Here is a 17117-nt window from a genome sequence, read left to right on the forward strand (position 1 = left end):
CGATCTTGATGCCAACTCCTCACTTGCCCCCGCTGGCAAACTTGCATAAGTACCACGCGATACACGCCACGCTGTACAGGAACACCATGGAAAACGTCGTTCTCATCATCCACCTCCTCCTGGCCTTGGGCCTGATTGCCGTTGTTCTGATGCAGCGGTCCGAAGGCGGTGGCCTTGGCATGGGCGGCGGGGGCGGCGGCGCCATGACCGGACGCGCCGCAGCGACTGCTTTGGGCAAGGTGACGTGGATCCTGGCCGCTTGTTTCATCGTGACTTCAATCACGCTGACCATTCTGGCCGCTCAGAAATCCTCGGGCAGTTCGGTGATCGACCGTTTGGGCGTTCCGGCCCCGGCACCAACCGAGGAAAGCACACCTGCGGTTCCGTCGGCTGACGATCTGCTGCCTCCGGCAGATGGCGACAACGCGCCGCTGATCCCACAAGCCAACTGATCCACAAAACCTAGAAACCTGAAAGAGAACTGCAACAGCATCTTGCGGTTCTCTTGCGCTATTGGCGCGAATCCTTTATATGTGAAGTCCCGTGGTGCAGCGGTTTTTCGGAACCGTCGGGCAGCTGATTTTGACGTCTCACGGGAGCAGCCGAAAACATGGCGCGTTTTATTTTCATCACTGGTGGTGTGGTTTCGTCTTTGGGCAAAGGACTGGCTTCGGCGGCTTTGGGCGCGCTGTTGCAGGCCCGAGGGTATTCGGTGCGTCTGCGCAAGCTGGACCCCTATCTGAACGTTGACCCCGGCACGATGTCGCCGTTCGAGCATGGCGAAGTGTTCGTGACCGATGACGGGGCCGAAACCGACCTGGATCTTGGTCACTACGAACGATTCACCGGCGTGGCGGCCCGCAAGACCGACTCGGTTAGTTCAGGTCGGATTTATTCCAACGTGCTCGAGAAAGAGCGCCGCGGCGACTATCTGGGCAAGACCATTCAGGTGATTCCGCACGTCACCAACGAGATCAAAGACTTTATCTCGATCGGTGAGGATGAGGTCGATTTCATGCTGTGCGAGATTGGCGGCACCGTCGGCGATATCGAAGGCCTGCCCTTCTTTGAAGCTATCCGTCAGTTCAGCCAGGACAAGCCGCGCGGCCAATGCCTGTTCATGCACCTGACCCTGCTGCCCTACATCAAAGCCTCGGGCGAACTGAAAACCAAGCCGACCCAGCACTCGGTGAAAGAGCTGCGCTCGATCGGTCTGGCCCCTGACATTCTGGTCTGTCGCTCCGAGGGTCCCATCCCGGTCAAAGAACGCGAAAAGTTGGCGTTGTTCTGTAACGTGCGCCCCGACAGCGTGATCGCGGCACAGGATCTGTCGACCATTTATGACGCCCCGCTGGCCTATCACCGCGAAGGATTGGATCAGGCGGTTCTGGATGCGTTTCAGATCAGCCCTGCCCCCAAGCCCGATCTGGCCAAATGGGAAGACGTCAGCGACCGCATCCACAATGCCGAAGGCGAAGTCAAAGTCGCCATCGTTGGAAAATACACTCAGCTTGAAGATGCCTATAAGTCGATTGCCGAGGCCCTGACCCATGGCGGTATGGCCAACCGGGTTCGCGTCAAGGTCGAATGGGTCGATGCCGAGGTATTTGATACCGAAGACGCAGCCCCGCATCTGGAAGGTTTCCACGCGATCCTCGTTCCCGGCGGATTTGGCGAACGCGGCACCGAAGGCAAGATCAAAGCCGCGCAATACGCGCGCGAACACAAAGTGCCCTATCTGGGAATCTGCCTTGGTATGCAGATGGCTGTAATCGAAGCAGCCCGCAACGCCGCTGGCATCACAGAGGCGGGCTCAGAAGAGTTCGACCACGAAGCGGGCAAAAAACGTTTTGAGCCTGTTGTTTATCACCTGAAAGAATGGGTGCAGGGCAATCACAAGGTCGAACGCAAGGTCGGTGACGATAAAGGCGGTACCATGCGTTTGGGCGCCTATGACGCGGTACTGGCCGATGGCTCGAAAGTGGCAGAGGTATACGGCGGCACCAATATCGAAGAACGCCACCGGCACCGCTATGAGGTGGACATCAAGTACCGCGACAAGCTGGAAAAAGCTGGCTTGAACTTCTCGGGGATGTCGCCCGATGGCCGTCTGCCGGAAATCGTAGAATGGTCAGACCATCCGTGGTTCATCGGCGTACAGTACCATCCGGAACTGAAGTCCAAGCCATTTGATCCACACCCCCTGTTCCGCGACTTTGTGCGCGCAGCGAAAGACACCTCGCGCCTCGTTTAAGTGGTGTCTGTGTCGGACTGTCACCCCGCATTGTTTTGTGGGGTGTAACCTCCTAACTATTTGAACAAGCAGGTCCACCTGCCGTGCACCATGGATGCAGTTCAAAGATTTAGGAGTTTTCAGATGAGCAATGCGACAACGATCACAAACCTCCAACAAGCGCTTCACATGGAAATGACCGCAGCGCATCAGTACCAGTTGCATTCGCATGTACTGAACGATTGGGGTTTGGACATCCTGGCCGAGAAGATGCGCGGCGAGATGCAGGAAGAGTTGGGGCATTCTGATGCCTATATCGAACGCATTCTTTTCCTTGGCGCAAAGCCAGAGCTTGAGCTTCAGAAAAACCCAAAGGCGGCGGACGACCTGGAAGAGATGTTTACCGCGGACCTGAAGGATGAAATGGAAGCCATCGACTTCTACACCCAAGCTGCGGCACAGGCGGCTGAGGCCGGTGACGTGGGAACCCGAACCCTGTTTGAGCGAATTCTGTTGGAAGAAGAAGGTCACAAGGCGTGGCTGGAGACCGAGTTGTCGCTGCTCAAACGATTGGGTGAGCCGGCGTTCAGCGCTCGATACGTGTCGAGCACAGCCGGCGAAGACTGATTCCTCAGCAACTGATCTCACCATGTCGAAGAATTCGGGCCAACAAATGTTGGCCCATTTTCGTTCGTCACCGCAAAGTGACGCTGTGCGGCCAAAAAACACTACTCGGGCACAGTTCCAAGTGGTTACTGTTAAGTAAATGATGACAGGAGAGGCCCAAATGACCGATCAAATCCAAAACGCAGAAACCTTTGCGGCCCTGCACAAAAAGGGCGATCCGGTCATCCTTTTTAACATCTGGGACGCTGGCAGCGCCGGTGCCGTGCGGGATGCAGGCGCCATGGCATTGGCGACCGGCAGCGCGCCAGTGGCAATGGCGCAGGGGTTTGGCGACGGCCAGAATATCCCCTTGGATGTCGCCCTGGACAACGCCCGCCAAATCGTCAGTGCCGTTGATCTTCCTGTCTCATTGGATTTCGAAGGGGCCTATGCCGAGGACGCGGTGGGGGTTATCGCCAATGTCCAGAACGCGCTTGAAACAGGTGTCGTTGGCTTCAACTTCGAAGACCAGATTGTCGGCACCAAGGACCTATACGACATCGAAACCCAAGCCGCCCGCGTTGGTGCGATGCGCGAAGGGTGTGACGTCGCTGGCGTCCCTGCTTTTATCAACGCCAGAACGGACATCTTCCTGAAGGCTGCGCCGGAAACGCATGACGAGGCGATGCTGGACGATGCGATGGCCCGCGCCAAAGCCTATGCCGATGCGGGTGCCAACGGGTTCTTTGCACCCGGCCTCAAGGATGAGGACATGATCGCCCGGCTTTGCGAATCGACTGATCTACCTGTGAATATCATTGCCCTGCCCGGGACGCCGGATACCGCGACGCTTGCGTCGCTGGGCGTCGCCCGGATCAGTTATGGGCCTGTGCCGTATCGGAAGATGCTGGGCTGGCTGCAGGAACAAGCGAAACAGGCACTGCAGTCAGGCGCCTAGCCAGCGGGTAGATACCGATACAAGCGGATACCGGCAAAGTTGTGACCATTCAGGGCTATGACGGGTAGTCAGCGCTTGGCGGGCCACAAAATATGGAATAACCTCGCGGCATGTTGAAAAAATTCCTTCAGGCGTTTCGCCCGCCACAGCACGACCATTTGCCCGATCCTGACGCCGAACTGGCTTTGGGTGCTTTGATGGTGCGCGTGGCGCAGGCGGATCGGGATTACAAACTGGAAGAAATCAGCCTGATCGACCGCATTCTTGCGCGGCTCTATCAGCACAACGCGATCGAGGCCGCCAAGGTCCGCGCCACCTGCGAAAAATTGCACGCCGCCGCGCCAGACACCGATACATTCGGCAAGTTGATCCGCGAAACAACCGACCTGCAGGAACGTCTGGCCGCGCTGGACGCTTTGTGGGAGGTCGTTCTGGCCGATGGCAATTCGGACGAAGGCGAAATGAAGATCGTCGAAGAAGCCCGCATCGCCATGGGCCTGAGCTTTAAAGACAGCCAAGAAGCGCATGAACGGGTACAAACGCGCTTGGAACAGAAGTAGTCCGCTTCTATAACCAATTCATGTTCAGCGATTTTCTGTCCCGGCTCACGCAGCCGCAGCCCGACCCACTTGCCGATAACGACGCCCGTTTGGCCCTAACGGCCCTTCTGGTGCGCATCGCCAGATCCGACAACGACTATGCCGACACGGAAATGGCACGAATCGACCGGATATCGGCGGAACGCTATGGCCTGTCCCCTTTTGAGGCCGCAGCCCTTCGCGCCAGCGCCGAGGATCTAGAAGCCGAAGCCCCCGATACCGTCCGCTTTACCCGCGCGATCAAAGAGGCTGTCGCTTACGAAGATCGTCTGGCCGTGGTTCAGGCGATGTGGTCGGTCGCACTGGCCGATGGGCATCGGACCGGCGAAGAAGATTCGCTGTTGCGTCTGGTGGTCAGCCTGCTGGGTGTCAGCGATGTCGATTCTGCCCTGGCCCGGCAAAAGGCAGCCAAATCGTGATTGCAATGCTGGGCATGTATGACATGCCCGCGCTGCAACCAGCCAATGATCGGTTCTGGTCGTCGATTCGGGCGCATCTTGGATTTGGCCCCGCGCATCTGACACGTGGCGCTGACGTTTGGGATGTCTGGCATAGCCCCGACCTAGTTTTTTCTCAGACGTGTGGCATGCCTTACCGCACCCGATTGTATGGGATGGTTCAGCTTGTCGGCACGCCGGACTACGGTCTGGCAGGCTGTCCGCCCGGGTACTACCGGTCTGTTATCGTGGCCCGAAGAGACGATACCCGCGATCTGGACCAGCTTGCCGACGGCACCTTTGCTTACAATGAATCGCTTTCTCAGTCCGGTTGGGCTGCGCCCATGGTCCATCTGTCACGTCACAGCCGCCTTCCAAGTTCAGTGTTGGAAACCGGCGGTCATGCCCTTTCGGCAGCCGCTGTTGCGGAAGGCCGCGCGGATTATGCCGCGCTGGATGCGCTTACGTGGGAATTACTCAAGGAACACTCGAATTTGGGGACTGAGCTTCGCGAGGTCGCAGCAACCGAACCTTCGCCCGCCCTGCCCTGCATCACGGCCAATGGTCAGGATGCGCCCCAGATTGCAAAGGCGGTTCGTGCAGCCATCAACGATCTTTCCCCCGCCGACCAAAAGATGCTGCACTTGCGTGGTCTGATCGACATTCCAGCCGAGCATTACCTTGCCGTTCCCGACCCGTCCCCTGAGGCTGCCAAATTGATCGATCCGTGACCACTTTGGTCAGAACGTCTGGTCATTTTGACAGTTTGTGGCCCGTTCCGTGTCATTTGCGCATTGCATTGCTCTGAAATTTCAGCCCTAGTACCGCACCAACACCAATAGCAGCTGGACCACCCGTGACAGATTCCACTCCGGTCATCGAGATCAAAAACCTACACAAGAGCTTTGGCAATCTTGAGGTATTGAAAGGGGTGGATATCACCGCCAGACGCGGTGATGTCGTCTCACTTATCGGTTCGTCCGGTTCTGGCAAATCGACGCTTCTGCGCTGCTGCAACCTGTTGGAAGACAGCCAAGAGGGCGAAATTCTGTTCAAGGGCGAACCTGTCCGCTGGACTGGCAACGCACATAACCGCCGTCCGGCCGATCCCAAACAGGTCCTGCGTATTCGCACAAACCTGTCGATGGTGTTTCAGCAGTTCAATCTGTGGGCCCATATGACCATCCTGCAAAACGTGATGGAGGCCCCCGTGACCGTCATGGGCCGCGACAAGGCCGAGACTGAAGACAGCGCCCGTAGGTATCTGGAAAAGGTCGGCATCGGCGACAAATGCGACGCATATCCCGCGCAACTGTCAGGCGGTCAGCAGCAACGCGCCGCGATTGCGCGCGGCCTGTGCATGGAGCCTCAGGCCCTGCTGTTCGACGAGCCCACATCGGCGCTGGACCCCGAACTGGAACAGGAAGTGATCAAAGTGATCAAGGATCTGGCCGCCGAAGGCCGCACCATGATCATCGTGACACACGATATGAAAATGGCTGCCGATATCTCGAGCCATGTGGTGTTCCTGCATCAAGGCCTCATCGAAGAAGAAGGCCTGCCAGAAGACATCTTTACTACCCCTGAATCCACGCGACTTCAGGGTTTTCTCTCCGCCACCATGGCGGCATAAATTCAGGACAGAACCAAAAAGGGGAGTAACAATGAAAAACCTGATTCTGACCACAGCAGCACTGGCGCTGAGCGCCGGTATGGCCATGGCCGATACGGTCCGCATGGGCACCGAAGGCGCCTACCCTCCGTGGAACTTCATCAATGACGCCGGCGAGATCGACGGTTTCGAGCGTGAGCTGGGTGACGAGCTGTGCAAGCGCGCAAATCTGGAATGCGAATGGGTCAAGAACGACTGGGATTCGATCATTCCGAACCTGGTGTCGGGCAACTATGATGTCATCATCGCGGGCATGTCGATCACTGACGAGCGCGACGAAGTGATTGATTTCACTCAGAACTACACACCACCTGATCCGTCGGCTTATGTCGCGACCTCTGACGACGTTGACGTCGCGAACGGCGTGATTGCGGCGCAGACCGGTACCATTCAGGCCGGTTATATTGCCGAATCCGGTGCAACTCTGGTTGAGTTCGCCAGCCCCGAGGAAACCATCGCAGCCGTGCGCAATGGTGAAGCTGACGCCGTTCTGGCCGACAAGTCTTTCCTTGCACCGATTGCAGATGAAGACGCGGACCTGCGCTTTGTCGCCGAAGATGTCCCGCTGGGCGGTGGTGTCGGCATCGGTGTGCGCGAGTCGGACGGTGATCTGAAAGAAAAGCTCAACACTGCCATCCAGTCCATGAAGGATGACGGCAGCCTGAACGAGCTGATCACCAAATGGGAAGTGTCCTCGACCTTCTGATCTGAATCAGGTTGCGCGCCCCAATACCGGGGCGGGCTGCCCCTGCGCCTTAGCACCTCAAGAGGCCCGCCATTTTCTCGTTTTGCACTGATCCCGATACGCTGGGCACGTTCCGCTGGTTTTCCTGCTATCTGACCAACGGCGTACACTGGTCGTTCTACCTGTCGTTCCTGAAGGTCCTGCTGTTGCTGGCCGTCACAGCGCCCGTAGCGTTGAGTTTCGGGTTCGTTGGTGCCATGGCCGCCCGCTCGCATATCCCCCCCGTCAGCTGGCTGGGCAAGGGCTATATCGCGATTGTACGGGGTGTGCCGGACATCGCCTTCTTCATGTTCTTTGTGATCGCGCTGGATCAAGCTTTTGAATGGACGCGCCATAAGATCCTTTGCCCTGACTGGACGGACCCGATCCGGCAGGGCAATGACTTCATCGTCTGTCAGGCGGCGAAACTGCCGCTCAGCACCGCGCCGGAGATTGTGCATGAAACCTACGGTTTCTTCCTTGCGGTCATCACATTCTCGATTGTCTTTGGTGCCTTCGCGGCCAATGTGCTGTTCGGCGGCATGCGGGCGGTGCCCCATGCGCAGCTGGAAACAGCCGCCGCATATGGTCTGACCCCCAGCCAGACATTCTGGCGTATTCTGGTGCCGCAAATGTGGGTCTATGCCCTGCCCGGCCTGTCGAACCTGTGGATGGTGCTGATCAAAGCCACTCCATTGCTGTTCCTGCTTGGTATCGAAGACATCGTCTATTGGGCCCGCGAATTGGGCGGCACGAAAACCACAAAATTCACACAATACCCCCATGGCGATTGGCGCATGTGGTACTTCCTGGCTCTGCTGATCTTCTACCTCGGCATGACCCGCGTCTCGGAAATCGGGCTTGAAAAGCTGATGCGCCGCCTGTCCCACGGTCAGGCCACGTCGGGCGGAGAGCTTCTGCGCAAGGAGACCACCGCATGAGCTGCATCCAGACCATCCAAGATTACGGTCTGCGTTCCCTGGGCCTTGGTGAGCGGCTACTGCCGCGCAACGACTTTACCCTGTGCGAGCAATTCACCCTGATCGGTTCAGGTATGATCTGGAATATCTATTTCGGCATCATGGCACTGGTCACCGGGTTCTTTCTGGCAACCGCCGTGGCAATGGGCAAAGCATCCACCAACAAGTGGCTGCGCAAACCGTCCGAGTGGTTTATCTTTATCTTCCGCGGCTCACCGCTATTCATTCAGTTCTTCTTTGCCTATTTCTTCTTCCTGTCGCTGAAGAAGTCCTATCCCATGTTCGACGCCCTGACATCGGCATGGCTGGGGGCGTTGATCGTTCTGTTCCTGAACACCGCCGCCTATACCGGTGAGATCTTCTATGGCGCGCTGCGCTCGATCCCCAAGGGTGATATCGAGGCCGCTGATGCCTATGGCATGTCGGGCTGGTCGCGGTTCCGTCGGATCATCTGGCCCACCATGCTGCGTCTGGCCTGGCCTGCCTATACGAACGAAGCAATCTTCCTGTTTCACGCCACCACGCTGGTCTTCTTCTCGGCCTTCCCCGCCTGGCAGCAACGTGGCGACGCGCTGTACTACGCCAGCTATTTCGCCGACAAGACGTTCAATCCGTTCATTCCCTACCCGATTCTGGCCTTTTACTTCATCCTGCTGACACTAGTAGTTGTCGGGGTGTTCGGGCAGATCAACAAACGGCTGAACCGCCACTTGCCAGCGGCCAGAAAGGCCAAGATGAGGTTCCGTCTGAACCTGGCGCGCTAAGTCAGGCAACCACACAATTCGACAGCCGGGCTTGTTTTTGGCCCGGTTTTTTCTTGCCGAGAATCTCAGGAAAGTACTGAGAAAGCGTTATGAATAAGGGAAAATGGTACCGCCTGCTGGATTCGAACCGGCGACCTCTGGATCCACAATCCGCTGCGTCGATTTTTCACCCAGATGCACGGCAATACATCCCGCCCCAAGTCAAAGACGTAAATTCTTGAAATAATTTCGTTATTTTTGAATTTTTGATGCACCCTAATGCACTGCGGCTTGCAACGATGCACTAGGTCGTTGACTTGAAATCCGCGATTTGGTGCACTAATGGTGCACTAATGGCTTGATGGGTGATTTTGGACCAACTAAGTATCCAGTGTTCAAAACGAACGCAGCCCGGCTCCGCGCCAACGGAAACCGGACTGCTAACCACAGACGTTATTAGGAGTAACGACGATGACTGTAACGATTTTACAATTTGCAAAAGCAAAGGCAAACGACAGCACAGACGCCATCTCGGCGAAGTTTGAATTCACGCGGTCCAGCCTTGCAGAGGCGTTCACGGCGTTGGAAAACGAGTCGGACGTCACTCTGCGAGACACCATTGTAAATGGCCTGTTCCTACGCAAGCAGAGAGGCTCTTGGTCTGCAGGCGTTCGCCGCAAACTCAAAGGCACTCGCAGCAACGGTTACGAAACGATGGCGGGCTGGACCACGGTCACGCCGGTCCACGAACTGATGGCGTGGGCGTCATCCACATCGAAGGCGATGGGAAACGGGACATGGGTGTCGCCGAAGCAGCGCAAGGAAACCGAGCGCCGGGAGGCTGAGTTGAAAAACGTCGTTGACCAGATGGAAGCGATGGCTTTGGGCGAGGCTCTGGCCCTGCTGAGAAAACACAAGCCACGCACCCGGCAAGGCACTCTGAACCGCTACGCCTACAGCTGTCTGGATTTGGTGGGCACCAAGCGCCCGGCGGACGCTCCCGAGATTTGGGAATACGTGACGACCGCCATCGACTTGCCGATGACCTCAATCACGCGCGTGACCGTCAAGACGGCTTACGAACGGCTGCTCAAGGAAAAGAGCATCGGAACGGCGAACGCGATGATCCGCTCCCTCGGGTCAATCTGGGAAAATTGGGCGGAGGCGCACGGCGACGAGGACGCGCGACCACGCAACAATCCCACTTTTGGTGTCAGCCGAAAAAAAGAGGTGCGTGTCAAAACGCCCGTGCGCACAAACTCGATCCCATCCGACCAACGGGCGGATTGGTATCATGCAGCCAAACTCCACGACGAGTTTGCGCCCTACTCCACGTTTGCAGCCATTCGGTTCATCTACATCACCGGGCTTCGCCGCAATGAGGTTTTGGAACTGGCGTGGGACGAGATCGACGTAAAGCCGGGCTGGCTGACAATTCCGGGCGAGCGCATGAAATCGGGCGTGGAACTCGAACGTCCCATCACCGCCGAGATGCGTGCCATCCTAGAACAGCAACGCGCGCGTAGCCCGGAGAGCAAATGGGTGTTCCCTGCCGCGCGCGGTGACGGGCACGTAACCGACACCCGCAAATCGCTCGCCAAGTTGCCCGTGCAAGCCGTGAACCACGATTTGCGGCGAGGGTTCATCGCAGCGGCGGCGCAGGCCAATGTGCCGGGACCGATCTACAAGCTGCTGGTCGGCCACGCACTGGACGGTGTGACCGGTGAATACCTGCTGACCCTGCAGCAGGAATTGCCCAATTGGGCACCCAAAATTGAGTCGGCGCTGCTGGGCGATTCTCAGTAACTATGACACCATGGACTTAAAGGGCCGTGCCGATGGCGCGGCCTTTTGCCTTTCTGGGCAAACACGAATTATTTCTAAAAATCGACCTTTCCGAGGATTAGCTTTTCAAAACCCCCGTCCAAACCTTTGCAGATCGTGCATTTGCGGCGTGCGTTGCGCTGTTGGCTTAACTGGCTCCACCAGCCCAATGAATTTATTTTTGACTCGGCGGTAGCGCATCGCAATCCTTGAAGCCGCAATAGGCCTCGCCGAGGGCCGCAATGTGAAAGGAGCCTGCAACATGGGTAACGCCACCGACCAACTGGACGCCGCCGTGCAAGAGCGCCGGAACAGCTTCAACATGACGATCCACGAAAAATCCGAAGAGACCGGGATGAGCGCGTCCTTCCTTGCGCAGGACCGCGCCAAGGAGAACCCCGTCTTCGCATTTAGACGCTACGGACGCGCAATCCGCTACCGGCGCGAACTAGACTAACCGCCTAGTAGCACCCCCCAACATCGCTGGTTTCATCCAACCGCAGGCGCGCCCTGCGGAACGGTGAAGGCTTGCCAACGAAAACGCGCCGCCCGTGAGCGACGCGTCAACTGGACCCGCTAAAGTCCCGCAATTCTGACAAAATGCAGGGCAACCTTAGCAGAGTTCCTTAAATCGGGAATCCTGCGCGTGAGCCGCGAAGCCTTCGCACTTTTTCGCAAAATGAAACGACACTTGCCGCCCGGTAATTGTCACAGCGCGATGTACCAGCTTGCGTGGGACGAGGTGGCGATAGGCAAATTCCGGCGGCTAAACGTCAATGCGTTGGCAATCGAAATGAACGTGGACAGAAAAACCTGCCGGAGATCGCTGCGACGGCTTGAGGCGGTGGGGATAATCCATCTTCGCAGGCGCGGGCCGGAAAAGGGTCGCATGGAGGTCCGCATCAACCACCGATGGACGCCGAACGAAGTGGTGGAAACTGGGGCAGAATGCACCACCCCAACTGGGGCAGAACGCCCTACCCAACTGAGGCAGAACGCCCCACTAACTGGGGCAGAACGCCCCACCGTTAGTAGAAAGATAAAAAAGACCGCGCCGGGGAGCAGCCCTCAAGCAGCGAGCGACCCGGCGCGTTCTTTTTCAGACGAAATTTCAGAGATTCAAAAAGGAGTCGCAAAGCGATGGAACATGGAAACTTGATAACCCAACTTGAGGCTGAAACCGAAAAGCTTGAAACGGCCATGTCAATGTTGATGACCGAGATCGCGAATATTGCTGTGGAACATGCGCAGGCGCGAAGGGTCAACTTTCTTACCCACTCCGTCTTGGATCAACTCGATGCCCTCCGAGGCAGGCTGGCCGACCACCGCAACGGACAAGCGGACGAGTGAGGCACCGGGTACACGAGTTTACCCAAAGGTCTCTGCAACGGCTGGTGGCCGAAACAGCGGGGCCAGGTTGCGTCGTTGTGGCCGATGACGTACCCGGCTTGGAATTGAGAGTCGGAAAACGCCGCGCCACGTGGACGAGCCGATTGTCTTTGAACGGGACCGCTCACAAGGTGAGGCTGGGCTACTTCCCGGCCTTCAGCGTAGCAGCGGCGGTGGAAGCCCACAAGACGGCGTCCAAGCGGGCAAAGATGGGGCTGGACCCTTATTCGGATGCCCAACGCCGCGCAGACCTGCTTGTCGCCGATCTGGTGGACCGCTGGGAGGCCCAAAGCCCCCAGAAGTCAGCTGAACACCGTGCCAGACTCGTGAGGCGCAATTTCAAGCCGCTCTTGTCCATTCCGGCAGCCCTACTCTCCACATCCGATGTTCAGGCGATCTACACCGTCCTCCGGGCATCAAAAGAAACCACCGCCCGGAACGCTCTGGTGGCCTTTCGGACAATCCTGCGCACTGCCATCCAAGAACACCTGATCGAGGTTGATCCAACCGCGCCCTTGGCATTGCCTCCGAGGCCGTTCGGAACCGCCCGCTACACGCTCAACGACGTGGTGTCCATCTTCGCCGCTGCCGATGACCTGCGCGACTGGCAAAGAAGGTTTTTGTTCACGCTGGCATTGATCGGCACGAGAACTGGAGAAACAAGCGCGCTGAACGTCGGCGACGTGTCCCTGAACGAGAACAGGCTGGAAATCCCGGCGGCGCTCACCAAGACCAAAAAGACCCACTGGATTCCGATCTCGCCGTGGTTGCGGTCAATCCTGAAGGATGCCATCGGCGACAGAACCCAAAGCAGCGCCCCCCTGTTCGTCAACGGCAACGGCAACCGCATCCACAAGGTCGACCGCGCCGACCTCATCCGTTGGGTCAACGCACACCGTGATCCTCTCGTCAAAAAGGGCGACCGACGATACTGCAAGCTGCATGACTGGCGAAAGACGCTGCTTACCGATGGCGCGCGGCTGGGCCTCGATCACGGCCTGCTGGACCTGTGCCTCAACCACAGCGCATCCGCGACCTTCGACGCTGTCACGCAAGCCTACCAAACCTCGCACCGATGGCCGGAGCGCCAACGCACTATGCTTGCGTGGTCCGAAGTCCTCAAACACCTGACCCAAAACAAACCTGCCCAAAACCTGCCCAAAAGCCAAAATGAGGAGGAGTTGCGAAACATCATTAAGAGGCTGGTTTGAAAAAGAAAATCAACGTTCCAGACAGAGCCATTGGAGTGATCCCCATCATCACAGAAAAACTTCCTTAAGGTCATGTGTCGGCAACCACTAATTATTCACGAGTGGTGCAATGATTGCGGTCAGGAACGATAGCCTAATCGGGGAAAGCGGAACTTCGTGCAGGACGCAGCATTTTGTTTGCTAGGGGCTCGGAGCAGTCATTCGCCGCACTCGGCATGAACGACTGCTACGCGGACAAAGCCGTCATTCGCTGCATCGATGTGATGATGTATCAAGGTTGAATCGTCCGCTTTCAAAAGATGACAATGTTTGAACGTTGTCTTAACCTCGCTTTATGAAAGCTCGCCTTGCTGTGATCTTGATGGCCGACCTGGTCGGCTATACGTCCGCAATGGAGGCGGATCAGGCGCTCGCAATTGAGCTGGTCCGAGACCTTCGTGATAAATTACTGGAACCAGAAGCCTTACAAAGAGGCGGCGAGATACTTAAGCGTATGGGTGATGGATGGATAATTGCCTTTCCATCAGTATCAGCCGCAATCGAAACAGCTCAATCTGTGCAACTGGCATTGGTTGAAAATAAAAAAATCAGACTGAGGATGGCAGCGCATCTTGGGGAGATCGTTCAAGACGAGGCCGACACTTATGGCGCCGGAATAAACATCACCGCGCGCCTGCAAACCGAGGCGCCACCCGGTGGCGTGATGATCTCCGAAGACCTCAAGCGGCAGTTGGACGAAAAGCTCTCAGCGGGTTTCAGCGATGCGGGTAGGTTCGATTTAAAGAACGTTGCTAACCCGGTGAATGGGTTTCAATGGCGGCCCGCCACGCAGCGTGAAATTGAACTTACCGAATTGCCTTCCATTGCAGTCGAACCGGTCACAAGTGCTCCCGAAACGAGAGAGACGCTTGAGGTTTGCGCTGACCTGCAGGAGCAGCTGGTCCACAGTCTTTCGCGCCGCACCGGTGTTCGTGTAATTGCAACAGATTCAACATCCGAGACCAAAGCGACTTACAGCCTGAGGTGCAGGTTGCGCTGCCGGGAGACCGAAGCAAGGATATCGTCAAGCCTGACCCGGTTGGGAGATGGACAGGTGACCTGGTCGCGCTTCTTAAACGGAGATTCAGAGGATTTGTTTGAATTAAGCGACCGGGCTGCAGAACAGTTGTCAGACGATTTACGTCTGCAGATCAATGCGTTTGACGGTGACCGGCTTAATGATATTCCAGACGATCAATTGAGCTCAAGTGAGTTGAGATCCCGAGCGGCAATGCTGTTTTATCGTGCCACCGTCGAGGACTACAATCACGCGAGTAAATTGCTAGAGCGAGCGCTTCGACTCGATCCCGAGAATGGGTCCGGGCTTGCAATGTGGTGTGAAGCCAAACTGTACCCCTTAGAAGCATGCTATCGCGAGGCTGATCCTGATTTGCGTGTACGGATCATTGAGTCTTCGAACAAGGCTGTTCAGTCCGCGCCTCGCTCCGACTATTGCTGGTACACGCGGGCACAGGTGCGCGCGCGCCTCGCGGGTGATTTGCATGGTGCACGGAAGGACATTGATAGAATTTTCCGACTGAATCCTAGTTACGTTTTGGGTATGGAGGCGAGCGGTTATACCGAAGTTATTGCCGGCAACTGGGAAGCTGCTCGGAAGAGTTTGGTGGAGGCTGTGGGTCGTTCCACCGAGGATCCGTTTCTGCCGTACCGGCTTTATCCCCTTTCGATTGCCCACATGATGGCAGGTGATCAAAAACTCGCGATTGAAGCAATTTCAGACGCGACTGAAATGCGCCCCTATTGTCGACACTTCTGGTTGGTGAGGGCGTGGATACTCAGGAAGTCGGGAATGCACTGCGAGGCGGAAACGACCGTAGAACATGCGGAAGCATTGCCAGAAAAAGCGGATATCTTAGCACAGAACCTTCATTTGCCTGACCACATCAGAGAGGCGATAGGGTTGCCAAGCAACCCAATCCAAGCATAGAGGCCTAAATGGGTTACGAGCGCAGAGGTTTAGAACCGAACCGCAGCTATGCATCTCATTGTCGTCGTTCGATATTCTGATGCAACTTTACCTAAAGCCTGCTACCCACAGAAGCCGCAAGCACAAAGATGCATTATTTACCAGGGCAGCTTTGGGCTCGTTGTAAACATTTTCGGTACTCCGCGTGAACGATTGCTATGAAGACTATTGCGGCATCATTCACGGCAGCGACTTTGACAGCAGCATCCAGTTTTCTGTCTCAGTTTCCCAGTCTTCTTTTACGCAAGGTGCAGATGCTATTTCGTGGTAGCCGATGCGTTCATACAAACTTCGGGCACCGATGTTGTTGTCAGCCACTATTACGCTCATTCGGTTCAGTCCTTCGGAATGTGCTATCTTTTCAGCGATGCCAAGCAGGCGTGAGCCAAGCCCTTTTCCCCTATGATCGGGGTAGCAAGCCAAGACATTCACGTACCAACTTTCAGTTACTTTGTTCTCCAGTTCCTGAAACGGACGGAAAAGCGCTGGGAAATCTTTCCCAATCTCAACTGGCTCTGAACCGATCGCATAACCGGTTAGGCTAGCAACTGCGCCAGCTCCGTAGTCTACGACGACAATTTGACCTTCACGCGCTTTGCTGGCCTGCCGCGCACGGCCTACCTCCCATGCATCTTGTCCGCCTTCTGCAAGGCCTTTCCAGATGTAATGAGGCAAGCCCTCTCCGGCAAAGTTCACCAATTCGGCGAGTTCGCTAGCATCCGTTTCGTCAGCGAGCCTCAACGGTGGTTCAAGTGTAATCATATTAGCCTCCAACGAATTTCACGTTCGCAGCACTTCGGAAACTACGTACCAAACTCAAACGACTTGAAGCCGACTGACATAGTCCGCTTTGGGCTCAAAGCTGTCATTCGCTGCAGCGCCGCGCAACGTGACCGTCTGAACGACCGCTTTGCGGACAAAACGGCCTTTCGCAACAACACTCTTAAGGTACAGCAGACCGAGGTAACTCCGTTCCTTCCAGTATGAAAGTATCGTGCAAGTTTACGCAAAGATCGTTTCAACGGATGCAGCTAAACGAACTAACACTTCAAGATTTTTGCGCGACAATATAGCGGCTCTGGAGCATTGAGGCTTGATCAGAAGTATAATGCACGTCGAAGCCTGCGGACGCGATTTTCCTTTCAAGCATTGATCCAGACACAAAATGCACAAACGGGGCTTTCCCAAGAGCCTGCATGACTGGGATGGCGATCCGACTGATCATCGCATACTTGAAACCACCGCTCTCAGGTGCGCAGACGGTTTTGGATATGAAAAGCCCACCGGGTTTTGTAAGCGCGGAAATGTGCTGGAGCGCTTTTTCCAAATCGGGCAGGAGATGAAGCAAATTATGCGCCAAGACCACGTCGTAAGAACCTTCATCAAGACCGTGCTCGAGAACTTCAGCCACCTTGAAAGTGACATTCTCCAATCCTTCTTTAGCACGCTTTTCATCGGCAATCTTGATCATGCCCGGAGCGAGATCCGTGGCAGTGATATGAGCAACATGCGGTGCGAGAAGCAATGCGGTTGAACCCGTTCCGCACCCGATTTCCAGTACGTTGTCCTCTGCTTTCAGGTACGACTTCGTAACCTCGAGTGTTTTCAGATACCCTTCCATGTTGCGGATTGGGTCTGCCGCATACTTTTGCGAGATTTTGCTCCAGAACGCGGCATCCTTGGACAAAGCAGCCATTTCATCACTCTCTTACAAG

19 protein-coding genes are annotated in these 17117 nt (G+C 56.3%); 17 read left to right on the forward strand and 2 right to left on the reverse strand.

Annotated elements, in window-relative coordinates; translation table 11 throughout:
* Nucleotides 1-86: 86 nt before the first annotated feature.
* The 17 genes from secG to AC2FGC_RS03790 all read left to right on the forward strand — a co-directional run bounded on the left by secG (nucleotide 87) and on the right by AC2FGC_RS03790 (nucleotide 15363).
* Nucleotides 87-452, forward strand: a complete 366-nt coding sequence (gene secG, locus AC2FGC_RS03710) for a preprotein translocase subunit SecG (RefSeq protein WP_058276104.1) — start codon at nucleotides 87-89, stop codon at nucleotides 450-452.
* Between the two features lie 158 nt (nucleotides 453-610).
* Entirely contained in the window at nucleotides 611-2254 is a 1644-nt protein-coding gene (gene pyrG, locus AC2FGC_RS03715) for a CTP synthase (RefSeq protein ID WP_496722128.1), read from the forward strand.
* A gap of 123 nt (nucleotides 2255-2377) precedes the next feature.
* Nucleotides 2378-2860 carry a bacterioferritin gene (locus AC2FGC_RS03720; RefSeq protein ID WP_496722126.1) on the forward strand — a complete coding sequence of 161 codons (483 nt, stop codon included), beginning with the start codon at nucleotides 2378-2380 and terminating at the stop codon, nucleotides 2858-2860.
* 160 nt (nucleotides 2861-3020) lie between these two features.
* Nucleotides 3021-3797 carry an isocitrate lyase/PEP mutase family protein gene (locus AC2FGC_RS03725; RefSeq protein WP_496781431.1) on the forward strand — a complete coding sequence of 259 codons (777 nt, stop codon included), beginning with the start codon at nucleotides 3021-3023 and terminating at the stop codon, nucleotides 3795-3797.
* A 110-nt stretch (nucleotides 3798-3907) separates the two neighbouring features.
* Nucleotides 3908-4357 (forward strand): tellurite resistance TerB family protein, encoded by a 450-nt coding sequence (locus tag AC2FGC_RS03730; RefSeq protein WP_058276107.1) that lies wholly within the window; start codon nucleotides 3908-3910, stop codon nucleotides 4355-4357.
* 20 nt (nucleotides 4358-4377) lie between these two features.
* A complete protein-coding gene (locus AC2FGC_RS03735) occupies nucleotides 4378-4815 on the forward strand; it encodes a tellurite resistance TerB family protein (RefSeq protein WP_109311990.1) in 438 nt (145 codons plus the stop codon).
* Nucleotides 4812-5564 carry a phosphate/phosphite/phosphonate ABC transporter substrate-binding protein gene (locus AC2FGC_RS03740; protein WP_496781432.1) on the forward strand — a complete coding sequence of 251 codons (753 nt, stop codon included), beginning with the start codon at nucleotides 4812-4814 and terminating at the stop codon, nucleotides 5562-5564. Before AC2FGC_RS03735 ends, AC2FGC_RS03740 begins: the two co-directional genes overlap by 4 nt.
* A 125-nt stretch (nucleotides 5565-5689) precedes the next feature.
* Nucleotides 5690-6466: an ABC transporter ATP-binding protein gene (locus AC2FGC_RS03745; RefSeq protein WP_496753578.1), complete on the forward strand. Its 777-nt coding sequence runs from the start codon at nucleotides 5690-5692 to the stop codon at nucleotides 6464-6466.
* A 31-nt stretch (nucleotides 6467-6497) separates the two neighbouring features.
* The gene (locus AC2FGC_RS03750) at nucleotides 6498-7211 is read left to right on the forward strand and encodes a transporter substrate-binding domain-containing protein (RefSeq protein ID WP_496722119.1); all 714 of its coding nucleotides are present in this window, start codon (nucleotides 6498-6500) and stop codon (nucleotides 7209-7211) included.
* Nucleotides 7212-7282: 71 nt separating this feature from the next.
* A complete protein-coding gene (locus AC2FGC_RS03755; protein WP_496722957.1) occupies nucleotides 7283-8170 on the forward strand; it encodes an ABC transporter permease in 888 nt (295 codons plus the stop codon).
* A complete protein-coding gene (locus AC2FGC_RS03760; RefSeq protein WP_496722117.1) occupies nucleotides 8167-8973 on the forward strand; it encodes an ABC transporter permease in 807 nt (268 codons plus the stop codon). The genes AC2FGC_RS03755 and AC2FGC_RS03760 overlap by 4 nt, the downstream gene beginning before the upstream one ends.
* A gap of 450 nt (nucleotides 8974-9423) precedes the next feature.
* Nucleotides 9424-10758, forward strand: a complete 1335-nt coding sequence (locus AC2FGC_RS03765; protein WP_496781433.1) for a tyrosine-type recombinase/integrase — start codon at nucleotides 9424-9426, stop codon at nucleotides 10756-10758.
* 280 nt (nucleotides 10759-11038) lie between these two features.
* Nucleotides 11039-11233: a hypothetical protein gene (locus AC2FGC_RS03770; RefSeq protein WP_496776332.1), complete on the forward strand. Its 195-nt coding sequence runs from the start codon at nucleotides 11039-11041 to the stop codon at nucleotides 11231-11233.
* A gap of 189 nt (nucleotides 11234-11422) precedes the next feature.
* Entirely contained in the window at nucleotides 11423-11935 is a 513-nt protein-coding gene (locus AC2FGC_RS03775) for a hypothetical protein (RefSeq protein ID WP_496776330.1), read from the forward strand.
* Nucleotides 11917-12126, forward strand: coding sequence for a hypothetical protein (locus AC2FGC_RS03780; protein ID WP_496776325.1), 210 nt, complete (start codon nucleotides 11917-11919; stop codon nucleotides 12124-12126). The genes AC2FGC_RS03775 and AC2FGC_RS03780 overlap by 19 nt, the downstream gene beginning before the upstream one ends.
* 77 nt (nucleotides 12127-12203) lie before the next feature.
* The gene (locus AC2FGC_RS03785; protein ID WP_496776323.1) at nucleotides 12204-13376 is read left to right on the forward strand and encodes a tyrosine-type recombinase/integrase; all 1173 of its coding nucleotides are present in this window, start codon (nucleotides 12204-12206) and stop codon (nucleotides 13374-13376) included.
* 361 nt (nucleotides 13377-13737) lie between these two features.
* The gene (locus tag AC2FGC_RS03790) at nucleotides 13738-15363 is read left to right on the forward strand and encodes an adenylate/guanylate cyclase domain-containing protein (RefSeq protein WP_496776319.1); all 1626 of its coding nucleotides are present in this window, start codon (nucleotides 13738-13740) and stop codon (nucleotides 15361-15363) included.
* Nucleotides 15364-15582: 219 nt separating this feature from the next.
* On the opposite strand, the gene AC2FGC_RS03795 is transcribed toward AC2FGC_RS03790, so the two are convergent.
* Nucleotides 15583-16164: a GNAT family N-acetyltransferase gene (locus tag AC2FGC_RS03795; RefSeq protein WP_496751207.1), complete on the reverse strand. Its 582-nt coding sequence runs from the start codon at nucleotides 16162-16164 to the stop codon at nucleotides 15583-15585.
* A 286-nt stretch (nucleotides 16165-16450) separates the two neighbouring features.
* Nucleotides 16451-17098 (reverse strand): class I SAM-dependent methyltransferase, encoded by a 648-nt coding sequence (locus tag AC2FGC_RS03800; RefSeq protein WP_496781434.1) that lies wholly within the window; start codon nucleotides 17096-17098, stop codon nucleotides 16451-16453.
* Nucleotides 17099-17117: the final 19 nt, after the last annotated feature.

It is taken from the genome of Ruegeria sp. CDSC054 (assembly GCF_059610645.1).